This window comes from Sporichthya brevicatena (genome assembly GCF_039525035.1).
Classification (GTDB): Bacteria; Actinomycetota; Actinomycetes; order Sporichthyales; family Sporichthyaceae; genus Sporichthya; species Sporichthya brevicatena.
Genome location: NZ_BAAAHE010000004.1, coordinates 147482 through 165228, shown reverse-complemented (window position 1 = coordinate 165228; position 17747 = coordinate 147482). Strand labels below are relative to the sequence as shown.

15 protein-coding genes and 1 pseudogene are annotated in these 17747 nt (G+C 71.8%); 8 read left to right on the top strand and 8 right to left on the bottom strand.

Annotation, left to right across the window (positions count from 1 at the left end):
- Window positions 1-18: 18 nt before the first annotated feature.
- From ABD401_RS02135 to ABD401_RS02115, 5 genes are read right to left on the bottom strand one after another with little or no spacing between them, the layout of a single operon-like run.
- Window positions 19-1032 carry a calcium-binding protein gene (locus ABD401_RS02135; RefSeq protein WP_344601072.1) on the bottom strand — a complete coding sequence of 338 codons (1014 nt, stop codon included), beginning with the start codon at window positions 1030-1032 and terminating at the stop codon, window positions 19-21.
- The gene (locus tag ABD401_RS02130) at window positions 1029-1970 is read right to left on the bottom strand and encodes a choice-of-anchor R domain-containing protein (protein ID WP_344601070.1); all 942 of its coding nucleotides are present in this window, start codon (window positions 1968-1970) and stop codon (window positions 1029-1031) included. The genes ABD401_RS02135 and ABD401_RS02130 overlap by 4 nt, the downstream gene beginning before the upstream one ends.
- Window positions 1971-2027: 57 nt before the next feature.
- Window positions 2028-2978 carry a calcium-binding protein gene (locus ABD401_RS02125; RefSeq protein WP_344601068.1) on the bottom strand — a complete coding sequence of 317 codons (951 nt, stop codon included), beginning with the start codon at window positions 2976-2978 and terminating at the stop codon, window positions 2028-2030.
- Between the two features lie 47 nt (window positions 2979-3025).
- On the bottom strand, window positions 3026-3337 hold the full coding sequence (locus ABD401_RS02120) for a calcium-binding protein (RefSeq protein ID WP_344601066.1): 312 nt from the start codon (window positions 3335-3337) through the stop codon (window positions 3026-3028).
- Window positions 3285-4061, bottom strand: a complete 777-nt coding sequence (locus tag ABD401_RS02115; protein WP_344601064.1) for a hypothetical protein — start codon at window positions 4059-4061, stop codon at window positions 3285-3287. Before ABD401_RS02115 ends, ABD401_RS02120 begins: the two co-directional genes overlap by 53 nt.
- A gap of 155 nt (window positions 4062-4216) precedes the next feature.
- On the opposite strand from ABD401_RS02115, the gene ABD401_RS02110 reads away from it, so the two are divergent.
- The 3 genes from ABD401_RS02110 to ABD401_RS02100 all read left to right on the top strand — a co-directional run bounded on the left by ABD401_RS02110 (window position 4217) and on the right by ABD401_RS02100 (window position 10447).
- Window positions 4217-5038 (top strand): tryptophan 2,3-dioxygenase, encoded by an 822-nt coding sequence (locus tag ABD401_RS02110; protein WP_344601062.1) that lies wholly within the window; start codon window positions 4217-4219, stop codon window positions 5036-5038.
- A 10-nt stretch (window positions 5039-5048) separates the two neighbouring features.
- Window positions 5049-9908, top strand: a complete 4860-nt coding sequence (locus ABD401_RS02105) for an NAD-glutamate dehydrogenase (protein ID WP_344601060.1) — start codon at window positions 5049-5051, stop codon at window positions 9906-9908.
- Between the two features lie 71 nt (window positions 9909-9979).
- Window positions 9980-10447 (top strand): SRPBCC family protein, encoded by a 468-nt coding sequence (locus ABD401_RS02100; protein WP_344601058.1) that lies wholly within the window; start codon window positions 9980-9982, stop codon window positions 10445-10447.
- A gap of 146 nt (window positions 10448-10593) precedes the next feature.
- Here ABD401_RS02100 and pruA read toward each other — a convergent pair whose 3' ends face one another.
- Entirely contained in the window at window positions 10594-12219 is a 1626-nt protein-coding gene (gene pruA, locus ABD401_RS02095) for an L-glutamate gamma-semialdehyde dehydrogenase (protein ID WP_344601056.1), read from the bottom strand.
- Between the two features lie 179 nt (window positions 12220-12398).
- Between pruA and ABD401_RS02090 the strand changes: the two genes are divergently transcribed.
- Window positions 12399-13760 (top strand): LCP family protein, encoded by a 1362-nt coding sequence (locus ABD401_RS02090; RefSeq protein WP_344601054.1) that lies wholly within the window; start codon window positions 12399-12401, stop codon window positions 13758-13760.
- A 30-nt stretch (window positions 13761-13790) separates the two neighbouring features.
- On the opposite strand, the gene ABD401_RS02085 is transcribed toward ABD401_RS02090, so the two are convergent.
- The gene (locus tag ABD401_RS02085; protein WP_344601052.1) at window positions 13791-14252 is read right to left on the bottom strand and encodes a hypothetical protein; all 462 of its coding nucleotides are present in this window, start codon (window positions 14250-14252) and stop codon (window positions 13791-13793) included.
- A gap of 210 nt (window positions 14253-14462) precedes the next feature.
- A complete protein-coding gene (locus tag ABD401_RS02080) occupies window positions 14463-14963 on the bottom strand; it encodes a DUF6912 family protein (RefSeq protein WP_344601050.1) in 501 nt (166 codons plus the stop codon).
- Between the two features lie 169 nt (window positions 14964-15132).
- Here ABD401_RS02080 and ABD401_RS02075 point away from each other — a divergent pair, with 169 nt between their 5' ends.
- The 4 genes and pseudogenes from ABD401_RS02075 to ABD401_RS02060 all read left to right on the top strand — a co-directional run.
- Entirely contained in the window at window positions 15133-15693 is a 561-nt protein-coding gene (locus ABD401_RS02075) for an Rv3235 family protein (RefSeq protein WP_344601048.1), read from the top strand.
- Between the two features lie 131 nt (window positions 15694-15824).
- A complete protein-coding gene (locus ABD401_RS02070) occupies window positions 15825-16115 on the top strand; it encodes an MSMEG_0570 family nitrogen starvation response protein (protein WP_344601046.1) in 291 nt (96 codons plus the stop codon).
- A complete protein-coding gene (locus ABD401_RS02065; protein ID WP_344601044.1) occupies window positions 16112-17380 on the top strand; it encodes an MSMEG_0569 family flavin-dependent oxidoreductase in 1269 nt (422 codons plus the stop codon). The genes ABD401_RS02070 and ABD401_RS02065 overlap by 4 nt, the downstream gene beginning before the upstream one ends.
- Window positions 17380-17747: pseudogene (locus tag ABD401_RS02060) on the top strand (amidohydrolase family protein); the annotation flags it as partial. The gene ABD401_RS02065 and the pseudogene ABD401_RS02060, both read left to right, overlap by 1 nt.

Sequence of the window (17747 nt, the reverse complement as noted above, 5' to 3'; positions counted from 1 at the left end):
CCGGTCGCTCAGTGGGGGTCAGGACCGCTCGTCGTCCTTGCCGGGGCCGCCGTTGACGGTGTCCCGGCCCGGACCGCCGCGGAGGTGGTCGCGACCACCGTTGCCGTGCAGGACGTCGTTGCCCTTGTTGCCGGCGAGCTTGTCCTGGCCCGGACCGCCGGAGATCTTGTCGTCGCCCCCACCCCCGGCGAGGTCGTCGTTGCCGGCTCCGCCGCAGAGGATGTCGTTGCCACCCCGGCCGCGGATCTTGTCGTTCCCGCCGTAGCCGTAGATCAGGTCCGGCCCCTTGGTCCCGATCAGGACGTCGTTGCCGTTGGTGCCCTTGAGCACGTTGTACTTGCGCGCCGCCTTCGACGACAGCGCGAAGTCGCACTTCGCCTCGAGCTTCGGCTTGGGCGTCGGCTTCGGCGTCGGCTTCGGGGTCGGAGTGGGGTCGGGGGTCAAGACCCAGGTCCGGAAGGCGTAGTCGCCTTCGTCGCCGACCGCGCTCCAGGGAGTCCCCTCTCCCGCGGTTTCGAACGCCTGGCCCCCGGGGTACGCGTCGGCGAGGGTTCGGCCGGCGAAGTACGACCCGGCGCCCGCCGCGGCGCGGGCGACGACGGCGTACTGGGTCCCCGCCGAGATGGTCGGCGCCACCGGGAAGTTCACCGGGACGAAGACGGACGGCGGGTTGAAGATCTCGGCCAGCGGCAGGTCCGCGGCCGCGACCTGCGTGCTCGCGAGGACGGAGTCGCCCACCTGGCCGGCGGGCGCGTTCCGGAGTTCCACCGTGAGCGTCCCGGGGTCCTCCGGGGTCCGGGCGAGCTTCAGCTCGACCCGAACGAGAGGTCCGCTGCGCCCGGCCGTGAAGACCTGGGCGGCGGCGTAGTTCTCCTGCACGCCCTGCGCGAAGGTCTGGCTCGTCTGCTGCTGGTCCACGGCGTCGGCGGCGCCGGCGGACTGACTCAGCGTCAGTCCGCCGGCGGCCAACAACCCGACGGCGCAGGCCGCGCCCAGCGTCCGGCGGGGGCCGACCGATCCTCGCCCGATCACTGGCGCTCGTCGTCCTTGCCGGCGCCACCCTTGAGGACGTCCTTACCGGCTCCGCCGATCAGGAGGTCCGGGCCGGAGTTGCCGTAGAGGACGTCGTTGCCCTTGTCCCCGCGGAGCAGGTCCATGCCCGGGCCGCCGTAGATCGTGTCGTTCCCGCCCCCACCGAAGAGTTCGTCGTTCCCGGCGCCGCCGCAGAGCACGTCGTTGCCGCCGCGACCGCGAATCACGTCGTTCCCGCCGTAGCCGAAGATCAGGTCCGGACCCTTGGTGCCGATCAGCACGTCATCGGCGTTGGTCCCCTTGATGACGTTGTACTTCTTCGCCTTGCCCTTGAAGTCGCACTTCTTGTCCTGCTTGTGGTTCACCGGCTTCGGCGGGATGTCCAGGTAGGTGATGAACGCGAAGTCGATCCCCTGCTGCGTCCAGTCGTCGTCGGGAGGTGAGGCCAGCGTGGCCCACGCCGACCCGCGGTGGTACTTGTCGTAGTCGGACATCGTCAGGGCGTACTGCCCCTTGACGCCGTTCGTGTGCACCACGATCGCGTACTGGGTTCCCGCCGTGATCGCGGGCGGCGTCGCGAAGGTGAACTGCAGGAAGCCCTTGTCGTTGAGGGGAATCGACGACGCCGCCTTCGTGGTCTTGGCCAGGACCGTCGCGCCCGGCACACCGCCCACGGTGTTGCGGATCTCCACGTGGAGCGGCTTGGTCGCCCCGCTGTCACGAGTGAGCGCCAGGTCCACGCGCCGCAGCGGGCCGCTCCTGCCGGCGGTGAAGACCTGCGCCCATGACGAGTCGTCGTCGACGGCGTACGTCTGGTCCTCGTCCTTCTGCTTCTGGTCGACGGTGTCGACCGCGTTCGCGGACGAGGACATCGAGACCCCGGCTCCGGCCAGCACAACAGCGGCGCACGCGGCGCCGACGGTGCGGCGAACGTTCATCGGTTTCCCCCAGAGAGTTGCCGCCGGACCGACTCCGGCGCATGCGAATCGTGATGGTCACTGACGTTCGTCGTCCCGGCCCGAGCCGCCCTGGACGATGTCGTGGCCGGCACCGCCCCGCAGGACGTCGTTCCCGGCCCCGCCCTTGAGGACGTCGTTGGCCTTGTCGCCGCGCAGGACGTCGTTGCCCTTGTTGCCGACGACCAGGTCCGTGCCGGGGCCGCCGGAGATCTTGTCGTTCCCGCCGCCGCCGTAGATCTGGTCGGCACCCGCGCCGCCGCAGATGATGTCGTTGCCCCCGCCGCCGCGGATCGTCCCGACGATGCGGTCGTCGCCGTTCGTCCCCTTGATCACGTTGTACTTCTTGCGCTCCTTCGCCGAGATCGTGAAGGAGCACTCCGCCTTCAGCTTCGGCTTCGGGGCGGGGGTGGGCTTGGGCCCGAGCGGCCCGTCCACGTAGGTCGCGAAGGTCAGGTCGTAGGACTGGCTCGCCCAGGGACCGCTGGGCGGCGACGTCGGGGCGAACCAGGCATCCCCAGCCGCGTAGGTGTTGGTGGCGGAGGTCCCCACCCAGAACTGTTGGGCCGAACCGTTGGTGTGGACGGCCAGGGCGTACGTCGATCCCGCGGTGACGGAGGCCGGCGCCGCGAACGTGACCGTCTCCGTGCCGACCTCGTCGGCGGACACGGACCCCGCCGGAACAACGGCCGTCGCGAGCACGGTCGAGCCGGGGCCCGCGGCCGACGCGTTGCGGATCTCGACCGTCAACGGGTCGGAGGTCTCCTCGGCCCGGAACAGGCGCAGGTCCACCCGGGTCAGCGGGCCGGTCCGGCCGGCGGTGAAGGTCTGGGCGAACGAGTTGTCCGCGTCCACGAGGTCGGTGGAGCCGGCGACCGACTGTTGCTGGTCGAGGGCCTCGGCCGCCCCGGCGGACTGGGTCACGACCACTCCGGCCGTCGAGATCAGGGCGAGGGTGCACACGGAGCCGGCGACACGGCGAACGTTCATGTGTCTCCCAGGACGGCCGGCGGACCGCCGGGTCAAATCGGTGGTGCTCATGAGCGCTCGTCGTCCTTGCCCGGACCGCCGTTGACGGTGTCCCGGCCCGGACCGCCGCGGAGGTGGTCACGACCCCCGTTCCCCCGGAGGACGTCGTCGCCCTTGTTGCCGAGCAACGTGTCCTTCCCCGGACCGCCGGAGATCTTGTCGTTGCCCCCGCCGCCGGCGATGTCGTCGTTCCCGGACCCGCCGCAGAGGATGTCGTCGCCTCCGCGACCCCGGATCTTGTCGTTCCCGCCGTAGCCGTAGATCAGGTCACGGCCCTTCGTCCCCACCAGGAGGTCGTTGCCGTTCGTGCCCCTGATCACGTTGAACTTCTTCGACGAACCCGAGAAGTCGCAGTTCGCCTTGAGCACCGGCTTCGGCGGCGGCTTCGGCGTCGGGGCCGGCGTCGGGGCCGGCGTCGGGGCCGGCGTCGGGGCCGGGGTCGGGGTCGGGGTGCACCGACGGGTCGACGTAGGTCTTGAACGCCCAGTCCCCGGACAGCGGAAACCAGGTCGTCGGAGCGGAAGGCTCAGACCACCATCCCTGACCGCGGGCGTAGGCCGTGGAGTTCGGCGATTGACCCACTGCGTACGCGCTCCCGCCCTCGCTCGAGGCCACCAGGGCGTACGGGGTTTCGGCGACGAGCAGGGCCGGTGCCGGAAAGGAGATCGAGACGAACGCGCTCGGGTCCCCCGTCGCAGGTACCGAGTCCGCCGGCAGCACGGCCGTCGCGAGTACCCCCGCTCCCGGCTTGCCGTCCGCGCCGACGGGCCGGACCTCCAGCTTGACCGGGTCGTTGTTGGGGGCCTGGCCTCCGAGGAACAACTCGACCCGGACCAGCCCGCCGCTCACAGCCGGCGTCACGGTCTGCGCGGAGATGATCGTGGCACCCGAGCCGACCAGTCCAATTGAGGCGGGGACCCCGTCCGTCAGCAGTTGCTGTTGGTCGAGGGTCTCGGCCGCGCCGGCGGAATGAGCCAGGACCACCCCGGCGGTGAGCACCGTGAGAGCGGTGGCGGCGGTAAGCCGGCGACGGACATGCGTCATGACGAACCCCGTGACGTGTGAGTGAGTGGGACTGATCATGAGCTGAATCACGCTCAGTGGAAGCCCGAACGACGAGATCAACCCGAATGTCCGAGTCGTTCTCACCCGTTCGGCCGTCTGGCCGCGCTTTCGACCCGGGGGCGGGCGGCGACGCTATGGTCGGCCTCGTGACCAGCGCAGCGTCGCGCGCGTCGGAGGGTCGGTCCTTCGGCGAGGAGGGGGCCCGGCTCACCTACGGGTCGTACCTGCGGCTGCCCGAGCTCCTGAACCAGCAGCGGCCCGCGTCGGAGCCGCCGGCGCACGACGAGCTGCTGTTCATCACGATCCACCAGGTCTACGAGCTGTGGTTCCAGCAGTTGCTCCACGAATTGGAAGCGGTCCGGGCCGCCATGTTCGACGGGCGGGCCTGGCAGGCCCGGGCCCTGCTCAGCCGCGTGCACTCGATCGAGCGGGTGCTGGTGGGGCAGGTCGAGGTCCTCGAGACGATGACCCCGCAGGACTTCCTCGCCTTCCGGTCGCGGCTCGCTCCGGCGAGCGGGTTCCAGTCGGTCCAGTTCCGGGAGGTCGAATTCCTCTCCGGTGCGAAGGACCCCGACTTCCTCGCGCGCTTCACCGCGCTCACTGACGCCGAGCGGGCGCGTCTCGAACGCCGGCTCACCGAGCCCACCCTGTGGGACGCGTTCCTGCACCTGCTCCGTGGCCGCGGCCTCGCGACCGACTCCGACGAGGCGATCACCGCGAGCCTGCTCACCGTCGCCCGGGACCGGGACACCCACGGCGACGCCTGGGACCTGGCCGAGGCCCTCGTCGAGCACGACGCCAACGCCTGGCTGTGGCGCTCGCGCCATGTCGTCATGGTCGAACGGCAGATCGGCACGAAGTCCGGGACCGGCGGCTCGTCCGGCGGCCCGTACCTGCGCGGCCGCCTGCCGTTGCGGTACTACCCCTTGCTGTGGGAGCTGCGAGATCACTTATGAACGAGCACCGATGAGCACCCCGACGATGCCGGCCCTCACCGCCGAGGACTTCGCCCGCCTGACGCGGACCTACTACCGCCACGTCATGGCGTCGGAGATCAGCGAGCGGCCCCAGGCCGACCTCGACGGGGCCGTCCGCGCCCACCTCGCGCTCGCCGCCAACCGGCCCCAGGGCACGGTCAAGGTGCGGGTCTACACCCCGACGCCGGAGACCGACGGCTGGTCCGCGGCCGGGCGGACCGTCGTCGAGATCGTCACCGACGACATGCCGTTCCTCGTCGACTCGGTGACCGCCGCGCTGACCCAGGCCGACCGCGACATCGACCTCGTCGTCCACCCGCAGGTCGTCGTCCGCCGCGACGTCGCCGGCGCGCTGCGCGGCATCGAGGACTCCCCCGGCCACGACTCGACCGCACCATTGCCGGAGGACGGCTGCCCCGAGTCGTGGATGCACCTGGAGATCGACCAGGTGACGCCCGAGGAGATGGCGCGCATCGAGGCGGAGCTGCGCCGCGTCCTGCGCGACGTCCGCGACGCCGTCGAGGACTGGCAGAAGATGGGCGAGGCCGCCCTGCGCGCCGCCGACGACCTCATCGGCGAGGAGGGGATGCCGGGTCGCGACACCGACCCGGAGATCGCCGAGGCCTGGGAGCTGATGCGCTGGCTCGCCGACAACCACTTCACCTTCCTCGGCTACCGCGAGTACGACCTGGTGCACGAGGACGGGGAGGACGTGCTCCGCGGCGTGCCCGGCACCGGCCTCGGCATCCTGCGCTCGGACGTCCTGCGTTCGAGCTCCTTCGACGCCCTGCCGCCGGAGATCCGCGCCCGAGCGCGTGACTCACGGCCGTTGATCATCACCAAGTCGACGACCCGCTCGACCGTCCACCGACCGGGCTACCTGGACTACATCGGCGTGAAGAAGATCGTCGACGGCGAGGTCGTCGGCGAACGTCGCTTCCTCGGGCTGTTCAGCCGCGCCGCGTACACCGAGAACGTCGCGCGCATCCCGGTCCTGCGCCGCAAGGTCGACGAGCTCTACGAGCTGACCGGCTTCATCCCCAACAGCTACTCGGGCCGGGACCTGCTCGAGGCGATCGAGACCTACCCGCGCGACGAGCTGTTCCAGACCCCGACCCCGCAGCTGTACAAGGTGCTGCTCGCGGTCCTGCACCTCAAGGAACGCAAGCAGCTGCGGCTGTTCCTGCGCTCCGACGAGTTCGGCCGGTTCATCTCCGCGCTGGTCTACCTCCCGCGCGACCGGTACAACACCGAGAACCGCCTCAAGATCCAGGAGATCCTGCTCCGCGAGCTCGACGGCGTGAGCCTGGAGTACACCTCGCGCGTCACGGAGTCGGTCCTCGCGCGGCTGCACTTCGTCGTCCGCGTCGACCCGACGCTGCCCAAGGACGAACGCAAGCCGATCGACGCCGCCCGCGTCGAGGCTCTGCTCGTCGACGCGACGCGAACCTGGCGCGAGGCCCTTCATCTCGCCCTGGAGGAGCGCTACGACGAGACGAAGGCCGGTCTGCTGACGGCCCGTTACGGCGACGCGTTCCCCGCCGGGTACCGCGAGTCGAACTCCCCCACCGCGGCGGTCGACGACCTGATCCGGATCGAGGCGCTGACCCCCGACGACGGCCTCAGCGTGCGGATGTACGAGCCCCGCGGCCTGCCGGAGGGGCACCGCCGGTTCTCGGTCTACCGCCGCGGCTCGGCCCTCTCGCTCTCGGACATGCTGCCGGTGCTGCAGCACCTCGGCGTCGAGGTGATCGACGAGCAGCCGTACCGCATCGAGCTCCCCGACGGCGAGGCGTGGATCTACGACTTCGGCCTGCGGACGAACGCCCTCGCGAAGCCGACCGCCGGGGTGCGCGAGCTGTTCGAGGAGGCGTTCCTCGCCGCCCGCGACGGCCGCGCCGAGTCGGACAACTTCCAGCAGCTGGTCCTCACCGCCGGCCTGACCTGGCGTCAGGTTGCCGTGCTGCGCGCCTATGCGAAGTACCTACGCCAGACCAACACCACGTTCGGATACGAGTATCTCGAGCAGGTCGTCACCGCGAACTGCGCGATCGCGCGCACCCTCGCCCTGCTCTTCGAGGCTCGCTTCGACCCGAAGCTGGGAGCGGCCGACGCCCCCGAGCGCGTCGAGCTCTGCCAGGCCCTCACCACCGACATCACCGACGCGCTCGACCACGTCGCCAGCCTCGACGCCGACCGGATCCTGCGGGCGTTCCTCGCGATGATCCAGGCCACGCTGCGCACCAACTACTGGGTGCCCCCGCGCGGCGACGAGGCCCGCCAGGCCCTCGCGTTCAAGCTCGACCCGCACCGCTGCCCGGACCTGCCGGCCCCGCTGCCGATGTTCGAGATCTGGGTCTACGCCCCGTTCGTCGAGGGCGTGCACCTGCGCTTCGGTCCGGTCGCGCGCGGCGGTCTGCGCTGGTCCGACCGGCGCGAGGACTTCCGCACCGAGATCCTCGGCCTCGTCAAGGCGCAGATGGTGAAGAACACCGTCATCGTCCCGGTCGGGGCCAAGGGCGGGTTCGTCGTCAAGCGGCCGCCGGCGCCCTCCGGGTCCCCCGACACCGACCGCGACGCCTTCGCGGCCGAGGGCGTCGCCTGCTACCGCGCCTTCATCGGCGGAATGCTCGACGTCACCGACAACCTGGTGAGTGGTCAGATCGTGCCGGCCGCCGGCGTCGTCCGGCACGACCCCGACGACGCGTACCTCGTCGTGGCCGCGGACAAGGGCACGGCGAAGTTCTCCGACATCGCGAACGAGATCAGCGTCGCCCGCGAGTTCTGGCTCGGCGACGCGTTCGCGTCCGGCGGGTCCGTCGGCTACGACCACAAGGCGATGGGCATCACCGCCCGCGGCGCGTGGGAGTCGGTCAAGCGCCACTTCCGCGAGCGCGGGATCGACTGCCAGAACGAGGACTTCACCTGCGTCGGCATCGGTGACATGTCGGGCGACGTCTTCGGCAACGGGATGCTGCTCTCGCGGCACATCCGTCTGGTCGCCGCGTTCGACCACCGGCACATCTTCCTCGACCCGAACCCGGACGCCGCGACCTCCTACGCGGAACGGGAACGGCTCTTCGCGCTCCCCCGCTCGTCGTGGGCGGACTACGACGCGTCGCTGATCTCCGAGGGCGGCGGCGTCCACCCGCGGACCGCGAAGTCGATCCCGATCACCCCACAGGTGCGGACGTTGCTCGGGCTCGGCGAGGACGTCACCGCCATGACGCCGAACGACCTGCTGCGCGCGATCCTGCTCGCCGAGGTCGATCTGCTCTGGAACGGCGGCATCGGCACCTACGTCAAGGCGTCGACGGAGACGCACGCCGAGGTCGGCGACAAGGCGAACGACGCGATCCGCGTCGACGGCGCCGACCTGCGCGCCCGCGCGGTCGGCGAGGGCGGGAACCTCGGCTTCACGCAGCGGGGGCGCATCGAGTACGCCCTGCACGGCGTCGGTGGTGCCGGCGGCCGGATCAACACGGACGCGATCGACAACTCCGCGGGCGTGGACACCTCCGACCACGAGGTGAACATCAAGATCCTGCTCGACAGCCTCGTCGCGGGCGGGAGTCTCCCCCGCGACGAACGGGACTCGCTGATGGCGTCGATGACCGACGAGGTCGCCGCGCTGGTCCTGCAGGACAACTACGCGCAGAACATCGCGCTCGCCAATGCGCTCGCCCAGGCGCCGCAACTGCTCCACGCCCACGCGCGGCTGATCCGGACGATGGAGGGTGCCGGCGTGCTCGACCGCGCGCTGGAGTTCCTCCCGACGGAGAAGGAGATCGCGGCCCGCGAGGCCGAGGGTCGCGGCCTCACCGCGCCCGAACTCGCCGTCCTGCTCGCCTACACGAAGATCGTGCTCAACTCGGCCCTGCTGAGCTCCGACCTGCCGGAGTCGGCGGCGCTGCAGCCCGTCGCGGTGAACTACTTCCCGGTCCCGCTGCGGCAGCGTTTCGCGGCCGAGATCGCGGCCCACCCGCTGCGGCGCGAGATCCTCACGACCGCCGTCGTGAACGACCTCGTCAACGACGCCGGCATCACGTTCCTCCAGCGGCTCAGCGAGGAGACGGCGGCGCCCGCCGTGGACATAGCGCGGGCCTACCTGGTCGCGCGGGACGCGTTCGACCTCGAGCCGTTCCGCGAGGACGTCGCCGCACTGGACAACCAGATCCCCGCCGACGTCCAGACCCGGATGCGGCTGCAGGCCCGTCGGCTGGCCGAGCGCGCGACGCGCTGGCTCCTGGCCAAGCGCCGCTCGCCGCTCGACATCGACGCCGAGGTGGAGTTCTTCTCCGCCGGGGTCACCGAGGTCCTCGCGATGGTGCCGAAGATGGTCCGCGGCACCGACGCCGACGCCCTCGCCGCGGAGCGCGACTCCCTCGTCGCCGCCGGCGTGCCCCACGACCTCGCCGAGCGCTCGGCCGCGATGGACCTGGCGTTCGCGGCGCTCGACATCGTCGAGGTCTCGCGCACCAGCGGGTTCTCCCGTGCCGACGTCGCCGAGGTGTACTTCCTGCTCGCCGACGAGCTCGCGATCTCGAAGCTGCTCGCCGCGATCAACGCCCTCCCCCGCGACGACCGGTGGAAGGCGACAGCCCGGGCGAGCGTCCGCGAGGACCTGTTCGCCGCGCACGCCGCGCTCACCGCGGACGTCCTCTCGACCGGGGGCTCCACCGCGACCCCGCGCCAGCACTACGCGGCCTGGCGGGCCGAGGCCGGCGAGGTCGTCGACCGGGCGATGAAGGTCTTCTCCGAGATCACCGCGGCGGAGGCCCTCGACCTCGCGATGGCGTCGGTGGCCATGCGCTCGTTCCGGAGCCTGCTCGCGTCGCCGCGTGGCTGACTACCGCTCGGTAACTCCCGGGTGCGAGGATTCGGGCAATTCGTCCCGAATGCCGCACGAGGAGTTCCGCCGTGACCGAGAAGAACCGAGTGTCCGTGTCCACCGAGATTGCCGCGCCGGCCGAGAAGGTCTACGCGATGATCTCCGACCTCCCCCGCATGGGCGAGTGGTCGACCGAGAACCGCGGCGGCAAGTGGAAGGGCGGCGCAACCGAGCCCGCCCCCGGCGTGAAGTTCAAGGGCAAGAACGCCGTCGGCTGGCGCAAGTGGTCGACCGACGTCACCGTCCTCGAAGCCACCTCGGCGAAGGTCTTCTCCTTCCGCGTCAGCGCCGGCCCGATCGTCCTGTGCGACTGGGTCTACGACTTCGAGCCCACCCCCACCGGCTGCAAGGTCACCGAGACCTGGGTCGACCGCCGCATGCCCGGCATGGGCACCGTCGGCCGCCTCGTCAGCGGCGTCAAGGACCGCTCCGTGACGAACAAGATCGCGATGGAGGAGACCCTCGCCAAGGTGAAGGCCGCCGCCGAGCAGGGCTGACGCCGCCACTCCCCCGTCGCGTCGCGCCTCCCCCGTCGCGCCTTCCCCCGAAAGCGCAGCATGGCACCCCGATTTGACCTTCGGAGGTGCTGTGCTGCGCTTTCGGGAGTCTGGGGCGCCTGCGGAAGCAGGAGAAGTTGGGCGCGTCAGCCCAGGTGGGGGTAGCGCCAGTCGGTCGGGGGGACGAGGGTCTCCTTGATCGACCGGGGGCTGAGCCACCGCAGGAGGTTCAGGGGGGAGCCCGCCTTGTCGTTGGTGCCGGAGGCGCGGGAGCCGCCGAAGGGTTGCTGGCCGACGACGGCGCCGGTGGGCTTGTCGTTGACGTAGAAGTTCCCGGCGGTGAAGCGGAGAGCGGCGGAGGCCTGCTCGACCGCGGCGCGGTCGTTGGCGAACACCGCGCCGGTGAGGCCGTACGGGGTGCCGGTGTCGACGAGGCGGAGGACGTTCTCCCACTCGCGGTCCTCGTAGACGAAGACGCCCAGCAGCGGACCGAAGTACTCGGTGCAGAGGACCTCGTTCGTCGGGTCGTCGGTCGCGACGATCGTCGGACGGACGAACCAGCCCTCGGAGTCGTCGCACTCGCCGCCGACGAGGATGCGCGTCGACGACCCGTCGCGGGCGCGGCCGATCGCGTCGCGGAGCTTCGTGAACGCGCGCTCGTCGATGACGGCGCCGAGGAAGTTCGAGAAGTCCGCGACGTCGCCCATCGGCAGGGCCGCGGTCTCGGCGAGGAGGTCCTCGCCCATCCGCTCCCACACCGACCGCGGCACGAACGCCCGTGACGCGGCGGAGCACTTCTGCCCCTGATACTCGAACGCCCCGCGGATCAACGCGGTGCGCAGCGCGGCCGGGTCGGCGGAGGGGTGGGCGAGGACGAAGTCCTTGCCGCCGGTCTCCCCCACCAGCCGCGGGTAGGTCCGGTACGTCGACAGGTTCTCGGCCACCCCGCGCCACAGCGCGGAGAACGTCGCCGTCGACCCCGTGAAGTGGATGCCGGCCAGCGCCGGGTGCGGCAGCACCGCGGCCGAGGCCTCCGGCCCCGCCCCGGGCACCAGGTTGATGACGCCGGGCGGGAGGCCCGCCGCCTCGAGCAGCCGCATCGACGCCTGGGCCGCGAGCAACTGCGTCGTCGACGGCTTCCAGACGACGGTGTTGCCCATCAGCGCCGGGGCGGTCGGCAGGTTCGCGGCGATCGAGGTGAAGTTGAACGGCGTGACCGCGTAGACGAAGCCCTCGAGCGGCCGGTGGTCGGTGCGGTTCCACTGCCCCGGCACCGAGATCGGCTGGGTCGCGAGGATCTCCCGCGCGAAGTGCACGTTCCAGCGCCAGAAGTCGACGAGCTCGCAGACCGCGTCGATCTCCGACTGGTGGACGGTCTTCGACTGTCCGAGCATCGTCACGGCGTTGCTGTGATCGCGCTCCGGCCCGGCGAGCAGGTCGGCGGCCCGGAGGAAGACGGCAGCGCGGGCGTCGAAGGACAGCTCGCGCCACGCCGGCGCCGCGGTCAGGGCGGCGTCGATCGCGGCGGAGGTCTGCTCGGTCGTCGCGGCGCGGCCCCGGGCCAGCACCAACTCGTGCCGGTGCGGGGCGCGGACCACGAGCTCCTCGCCCGCGCCGGCGCGTTGCTCACCCGCGACGGTCAGCGTGATGTCGACGGTCTCGGCCGCGACGGCCTTGAGGGCCTCCTCCACCCGGGCCCGCTCGGGCGACCCCGGCGCGTAGGTGAGGACCGGCTCGTTGCGCGGCTGCGGTACGGCGGTGACGGCGTCCACCTGATCATCGTGACACGCCACATATGCCGAACGCCCTGCATCGCCCGCCCCGGGGAGCAAGAATCACGACCGGCTGCCCGAAAGGGTGGGGTTCGTCCGGGGGTGGGGGTTCCATGCAGGCGTCGCGACGCGATCGGGTTCGGCAGGCGCGCGCGGTGCGTCGGGCCCGGACTGCCGCCGTGGCCTCGCTCCTGCCCGGCGTCGGGCACCTCATCGTCGGCCGCCGCCGCGCCGGGATGACGCTGCTGCTGGCGACGATCGTCCTGGTCGTCGGCCTCGGCGCGGTCCTGCTGACGCTCGACGCGTCCGCGACCGAGCGCCTCGCGGTGAAGACCGACGTCCTGCTCGCGATCGCGGGCGGCCTGGTCCTCGCCGGCCTGCTCTGGTGCGCCACGATCGTCTCCGCCTACCGGGCCGCCCGCCCGCCGCGGATGTCCGGGTCCCAGGCGGCCGTCACCCGCGGGCTCGTCGGCCTGACCTGCCTCGCGGTGATGACGCCACTGACCTACGGCGCGTCGACGGTCTACGCCGCCCGCGACGTCCTGTCCGACAAGTTCCGCTCGGACCTGCTCCAGACCGCCACCGACGCGGCCGGCGTCCCGGTGACGCCGAGCCCGACCCCCACCCCGGTGCCGTTCGCCGACCGCGACCGGGTCTCGGTGCTCCTGCTCGGCGGCGACGGCGAGGACGACCGCAAGGGGGTCCGGACCGACGCGCTGATCCTCGCGACCGTCGACACCCGTACGGGCCGGACGTCGCTGATCAGCCTGCCGCGCAACCTGCAGAACATCCCCATGCGGCCGGGCACCCCGCTGGCGAAGGCCTACCCGAACGGGTATCCCGAGTTCTGGTTCGGGCTCTACACGGTGGCCGCCGACAACCCGGCGCTGATGCCGCACGTGCGGCCCGAGAACGCCGGCGCGGCCGCGATCACCGACACTGCCGCCTACCTGACCGGCATCGACATCGACTACTACGTCCTCACGGACATGGCCGGCTTCCGGAAGATCGTCAACGCGCTCGGCGGTGTGACGATGAACGTCCGCTCCGGCGACGGTCTCCCGATCCCGATCGGCGGCTCGCACGCCGGCGACGGGACGGTGACGGCGCGTCCGCACGGGGCGATCCCCCTGGGCCGGCAGAAGCTCGACGGCTACCACGCGCTCTGGTACGTCCGCTCCCGCTTCGCCAGCGGCGACGAGGAGCGCCAGGCCCGGCAGCGGTGCCTGCTCACCGCGATCGCGCGGCAGGCCGACCCGGGCTCACTCCTGACCTCGATCCGCGAGTTCACCAGCGCGGCGAAGCAGGTCCTGCTCACGAACATCCCGGCCGACGTGCTGCCGGACTTCGCGGAACTGGTCCGCGAGCACCGGCGGACCGCGCAGATCGACCGGGTCACGATCCTCGACGTCGTGGGATCCAGCGTGCACCCGAACGTCGAGGCGATCCGGGCGCGCGCGGCGGCCGCAGTCGCCGGCAGCCTCACCCCTGAGGCCACCAGCGACCACGGCGTTCCGCGGCCGATCTGTCCGAACCTGTAGCCGGCCCGGCAGCCGACCCCGCCGTTCGGGTCAGCGAGCGGCGGTGCGGGTGAAGGTCACCCAGTTCGCGCTGTTCTTGTGCACGAAGCCGGCGGTCGACATGGTCTTGCGCGGCTTGACGGTGAAGCTGGAGCGGCTGACGCTGCTCAGGCTCTGGTCGCCCTTGCCCGAGACCCCGCCGGCCATCCAGCCGGTGGTCACGTAGCCCTTGGGCGCGGTGTGCCGGACCTGGTACTTGCCGTTCGGCAGCCCCTTGCCCTTGGTGAGCACCTTGCAGCCCGCGAGGCGGAAGGTCTTGACGACCTTGCCCTTGCGGACGAGCTGGATCTTCGAGCTCGGACCGTCGGCACGGCCCGCGCAGATGGCCAGCGTCCCGTAGGACTGCTCGCTGGTCGAGGCCGCCGCCCCGATCTCGCCGGCGTGAGCGGCGGTCGGAATGGCGACGGCGGTGGCCGTGGCGAGCAGCACCGCGGCACGGGTCATCTTCGGCATGGTTCCCCCTGAGTTAGTTCCTGCCCCCCGCAGTACTGGTGCCTTGGACCGCCGGATGCCCCTCGCCGATCCCGATCAAACCATCGCTTGACGAAGCCTTGCCCGTGGGCCTGTAACCCCGCGCGGATCGCCCGAAGTGCCCGATTCACAACGACTCTGACTATCAGTCAGGTCATGTCCGTCGAGACCTGTCCGGCAAGTCCCACCGGGTCAGGACACCGTGGCGATCAACGCCTCGATCTCCTGGGTGGCGTACCAGTGCAAGTCGTGGTCTTCGGCACCGTCGACCACAAAAGCCGCATCCGCGTCGCCGGCGTCGGCGGCCGGGACGGCGGCGACCGCCGCGCGGATGTCGTTCTCGGCCTCCGGCTCGTCGACGTGGACCGACGCGACCTTGCGCATCGGCACCTCGGCGGTCAGGTGCACGGCCGCCGGATGGACGTCGGGAGCCGGCTGCACGGACTCGTCCGGGACGTCGGCCGCGACCACGACCCGGCGCGGTGGCGCGGTGGGGTCGGCGGCCAGGCGGCGCAGGCACTCGCGGGCGGCGTCGACGGTCGCGGCGTACTCCAGCTCCTCCGCGTCGCCGGAGGCGTACCACTCGCGCAGGGCCGGGGTGACGGCGAACGCGAGCAGCGGCGCCGGACCGAAGCCACCGGCCGCCGCGGCGGCGGCCAGCGCCGGAAAGGTGGTCGGCAGATAGACCCGCACCGGCCCTGACCTCCTGCGATCGGTTGTCCACAAGGCTCGGGACGAACCTTGACTCGCCAGTAACTTAGCGCGTAGAACTTGCCCACCCGCACCCACATGATCACGAACAGGACGTCGCCCGGTCCCCACCGCCATGGGGAGCCGGCCCGCGCCGTCCGGGGGAGTTCGTATGTCCGTGGCCGCCGCCGCGTACCGCCTGCGCCGCCTGCCCGCGCCCGCCACCGAGCCGCCCTACGACGAGTCCCCGGTGCTTCCGGTCGCCCCGGTCGCCCCGGTCGCCCCGGTCGCCCCGGTCACCGCCGTCCAGGGCACGCTCGCCCTCACCTTCACGCTCCCCTCCGGGGTGCCGGCCGCTCCGACGCCGGTGCTGCGCGTGCTCGCGGAGCCGCCGGTCGAAGACCCGGACGACGACACGCTCCCGCCGCTACGGTGCTGGGCGGACACGCTCGCGATGGCGATCGCCCAGATCCTCACCGGCGAGCGCACCCCAGGGCAGTTCCGGCAGTGGACCCTGCCCGAGGTGTTCGACGTCCTCGCCCGCCACGCGGCCCTCGCGGCCGCGCGCCCGCGCCGCCGGGCGGCCCTGCGCGCCGTGCGTATCTGCTCCCCCGCCGCCGGCATCGCCGAGGTGACGACGGTGGTCCATGGCCTCACCCGGCCGAAGGCCCTCGCCTTCCGGCTCGAGTCGCGCCGGTCCCGCTGGCTGTGCACGGCGCTGGAGGTCGGCTGACGGGCCCGGGCCCGGGGGAAACGTCGAGCAGAGCTCGCAACCGAACGGAAACGAAGGCCGTGAGAACTCGGTTACCTGCTCCCGTTCCGGAGGCAACCACCGGGACATGAGCCGCGGATCTACTCGCCGTCATGCCCGAGATCTTCGTCCGGACGAGTTGGCCCGACGGCTCGCAGATGCGCTGCTACTCCCCCTCGCTGGTGATCGAGGAATACCTCACCGCGGGGACCTCCTACCCGGTCCGCGACTTCGTCGAGCGCAGCCGCCAGGCGCTGATTCTCGGCTCGGACCGGGTCCGTGCCAAGTACGGCTTCGGCTGTGGCCAGGCGATGACGCAGCTCGAGCTGATCGAGATCAAGGCGGCCGGGCTCTCCCCTGAGCACGCGTCCGGCGCCGTCGTCGTCGACGGGTTCGACCGATGACCGCCGGCCGCCTGGACGGGCTGCACCGCACGGTCGTGGTGGTCGGGGGTGGCCAGGCCGGCCTGTCGATCAGCGCGTGCCTGCGGGCGCGGGACGTCGACCACGTCGTCCTGGAGAAGCACCGCCCGGGGCACGAGTGGCGCTCCCGGCGCTGGGACACCTTCTGCCTCGTCACGCCGAACTGGCAGTGCACGTTGCCCGGGCACCCGTACGACGGCGCCGACCCCGACGGGTTCATGCTCCGCGACGAGGTCGTCGCCTACCTGGAGAAGTACGCGGCCGCCTGTCCCGAGCTGCACACCGACGTCGCGGCCACCCGGCTGCGTCGCCGGCCCGAGGGCGGGTTCGAGATCCAGACCTCGGCCGGGACGCTGACGGCGGATCAGGTCGTCGTCGCCACCGGGCCGTACCAGGTTCCCCGCGTCCCGCGCGCCGCGGAGCGGCTGCCCGCCGGGGTCGTGTCGCTGCACTCCAGCGAGTACCGCAACCCCGACTCGCTCCCCGCCGGCGCCGTGCTCGTCGTCGGCACCGGTCAGTCGGGCTGCCAGATCGCGGAGGACCTGCACCTGGCCGGCCGTCAGGTCCACCTCGCCACCGGGTCCGCGCCGCGCGTGGCCCGCCGCTACCGCGGGCGCGACGTCGTCGCGTGGCTGGAGGACATGGGCTACTACCGCAGGACGATCGACGAGTTCGACAACGCGGACGCGGTCCGGTTCCGGGTCAACCACTACGTCACCGGCCGGGACGGCGGGCGCGACATCGACCTGCGGGCCTTCGCCCGCGACGGCATGGCCCTGCACGGCCGGCTGCTGGAGATCGCCGACGGTACCGTCCGATTCGGCACGGACCTGGCAGCCAACCTCGACGCCGCCGACGCGGTGTCGGAGTCCATCAAGGACTCGATCGACGCCTGGATCGACGCCGCCGGCGTGGACGCCCCGACCGAGGCGCGGTACGTCCCGGTGTGGACACCGCCGGCGGACGCGGCGCTGACGCTGGACCTCGCCGACGCCGGGGTGAGCGCGGTCGTGTGGAGCACCGGCTTCACCCGGGACTACACCTGGATCGAGGCGCCGGTCTTCGACGGGCGCGGGCATCCGGTCCACACGCGCGGCGAGACCACGTGCCCCGGGCTGTACTTCCTCGGCCTGCCCTGGCAGTGGACCTGGGGCTCCGGGCGGTTCTGCGGGGTCGGCGCCGACGCCGAGCACCTCGCCGAGCGCATCGAGGCCGTCCGCCACGCCGGACTCGAGGCGGTGGCCTGATGGCGCCGGTCGGGGCCCCGGGCGCGGGACTGCGCGACGCGCACCGCCACCTCGGGGTGCTGCCCCCGTTCGGGTTCTACGGCGGCCCCGCGGTGAACCCCGACGTCACCGCGCGCGCGACGGTCGGCGAACTGCTCGCCGACCTCGAAGCCGAGGGTGTCGAGCGCGCGCTGGTCATCCCGAACTACGGCGTCCCCGACCCGGACGTCGCGTTCTCGTTCAACGAGCTCGTGCTCGAGGCCGCGGCCAAGGACGACCGCGTCCGGGCGGCGCTGTGGGCCTCACCCCTCGCCCGGGACGTCGAGCGCACCGCGGCGGCGCTCGCCCTCTGCAGCGAACCCGGGGTGCGCGCGATCAAGATCAGCTT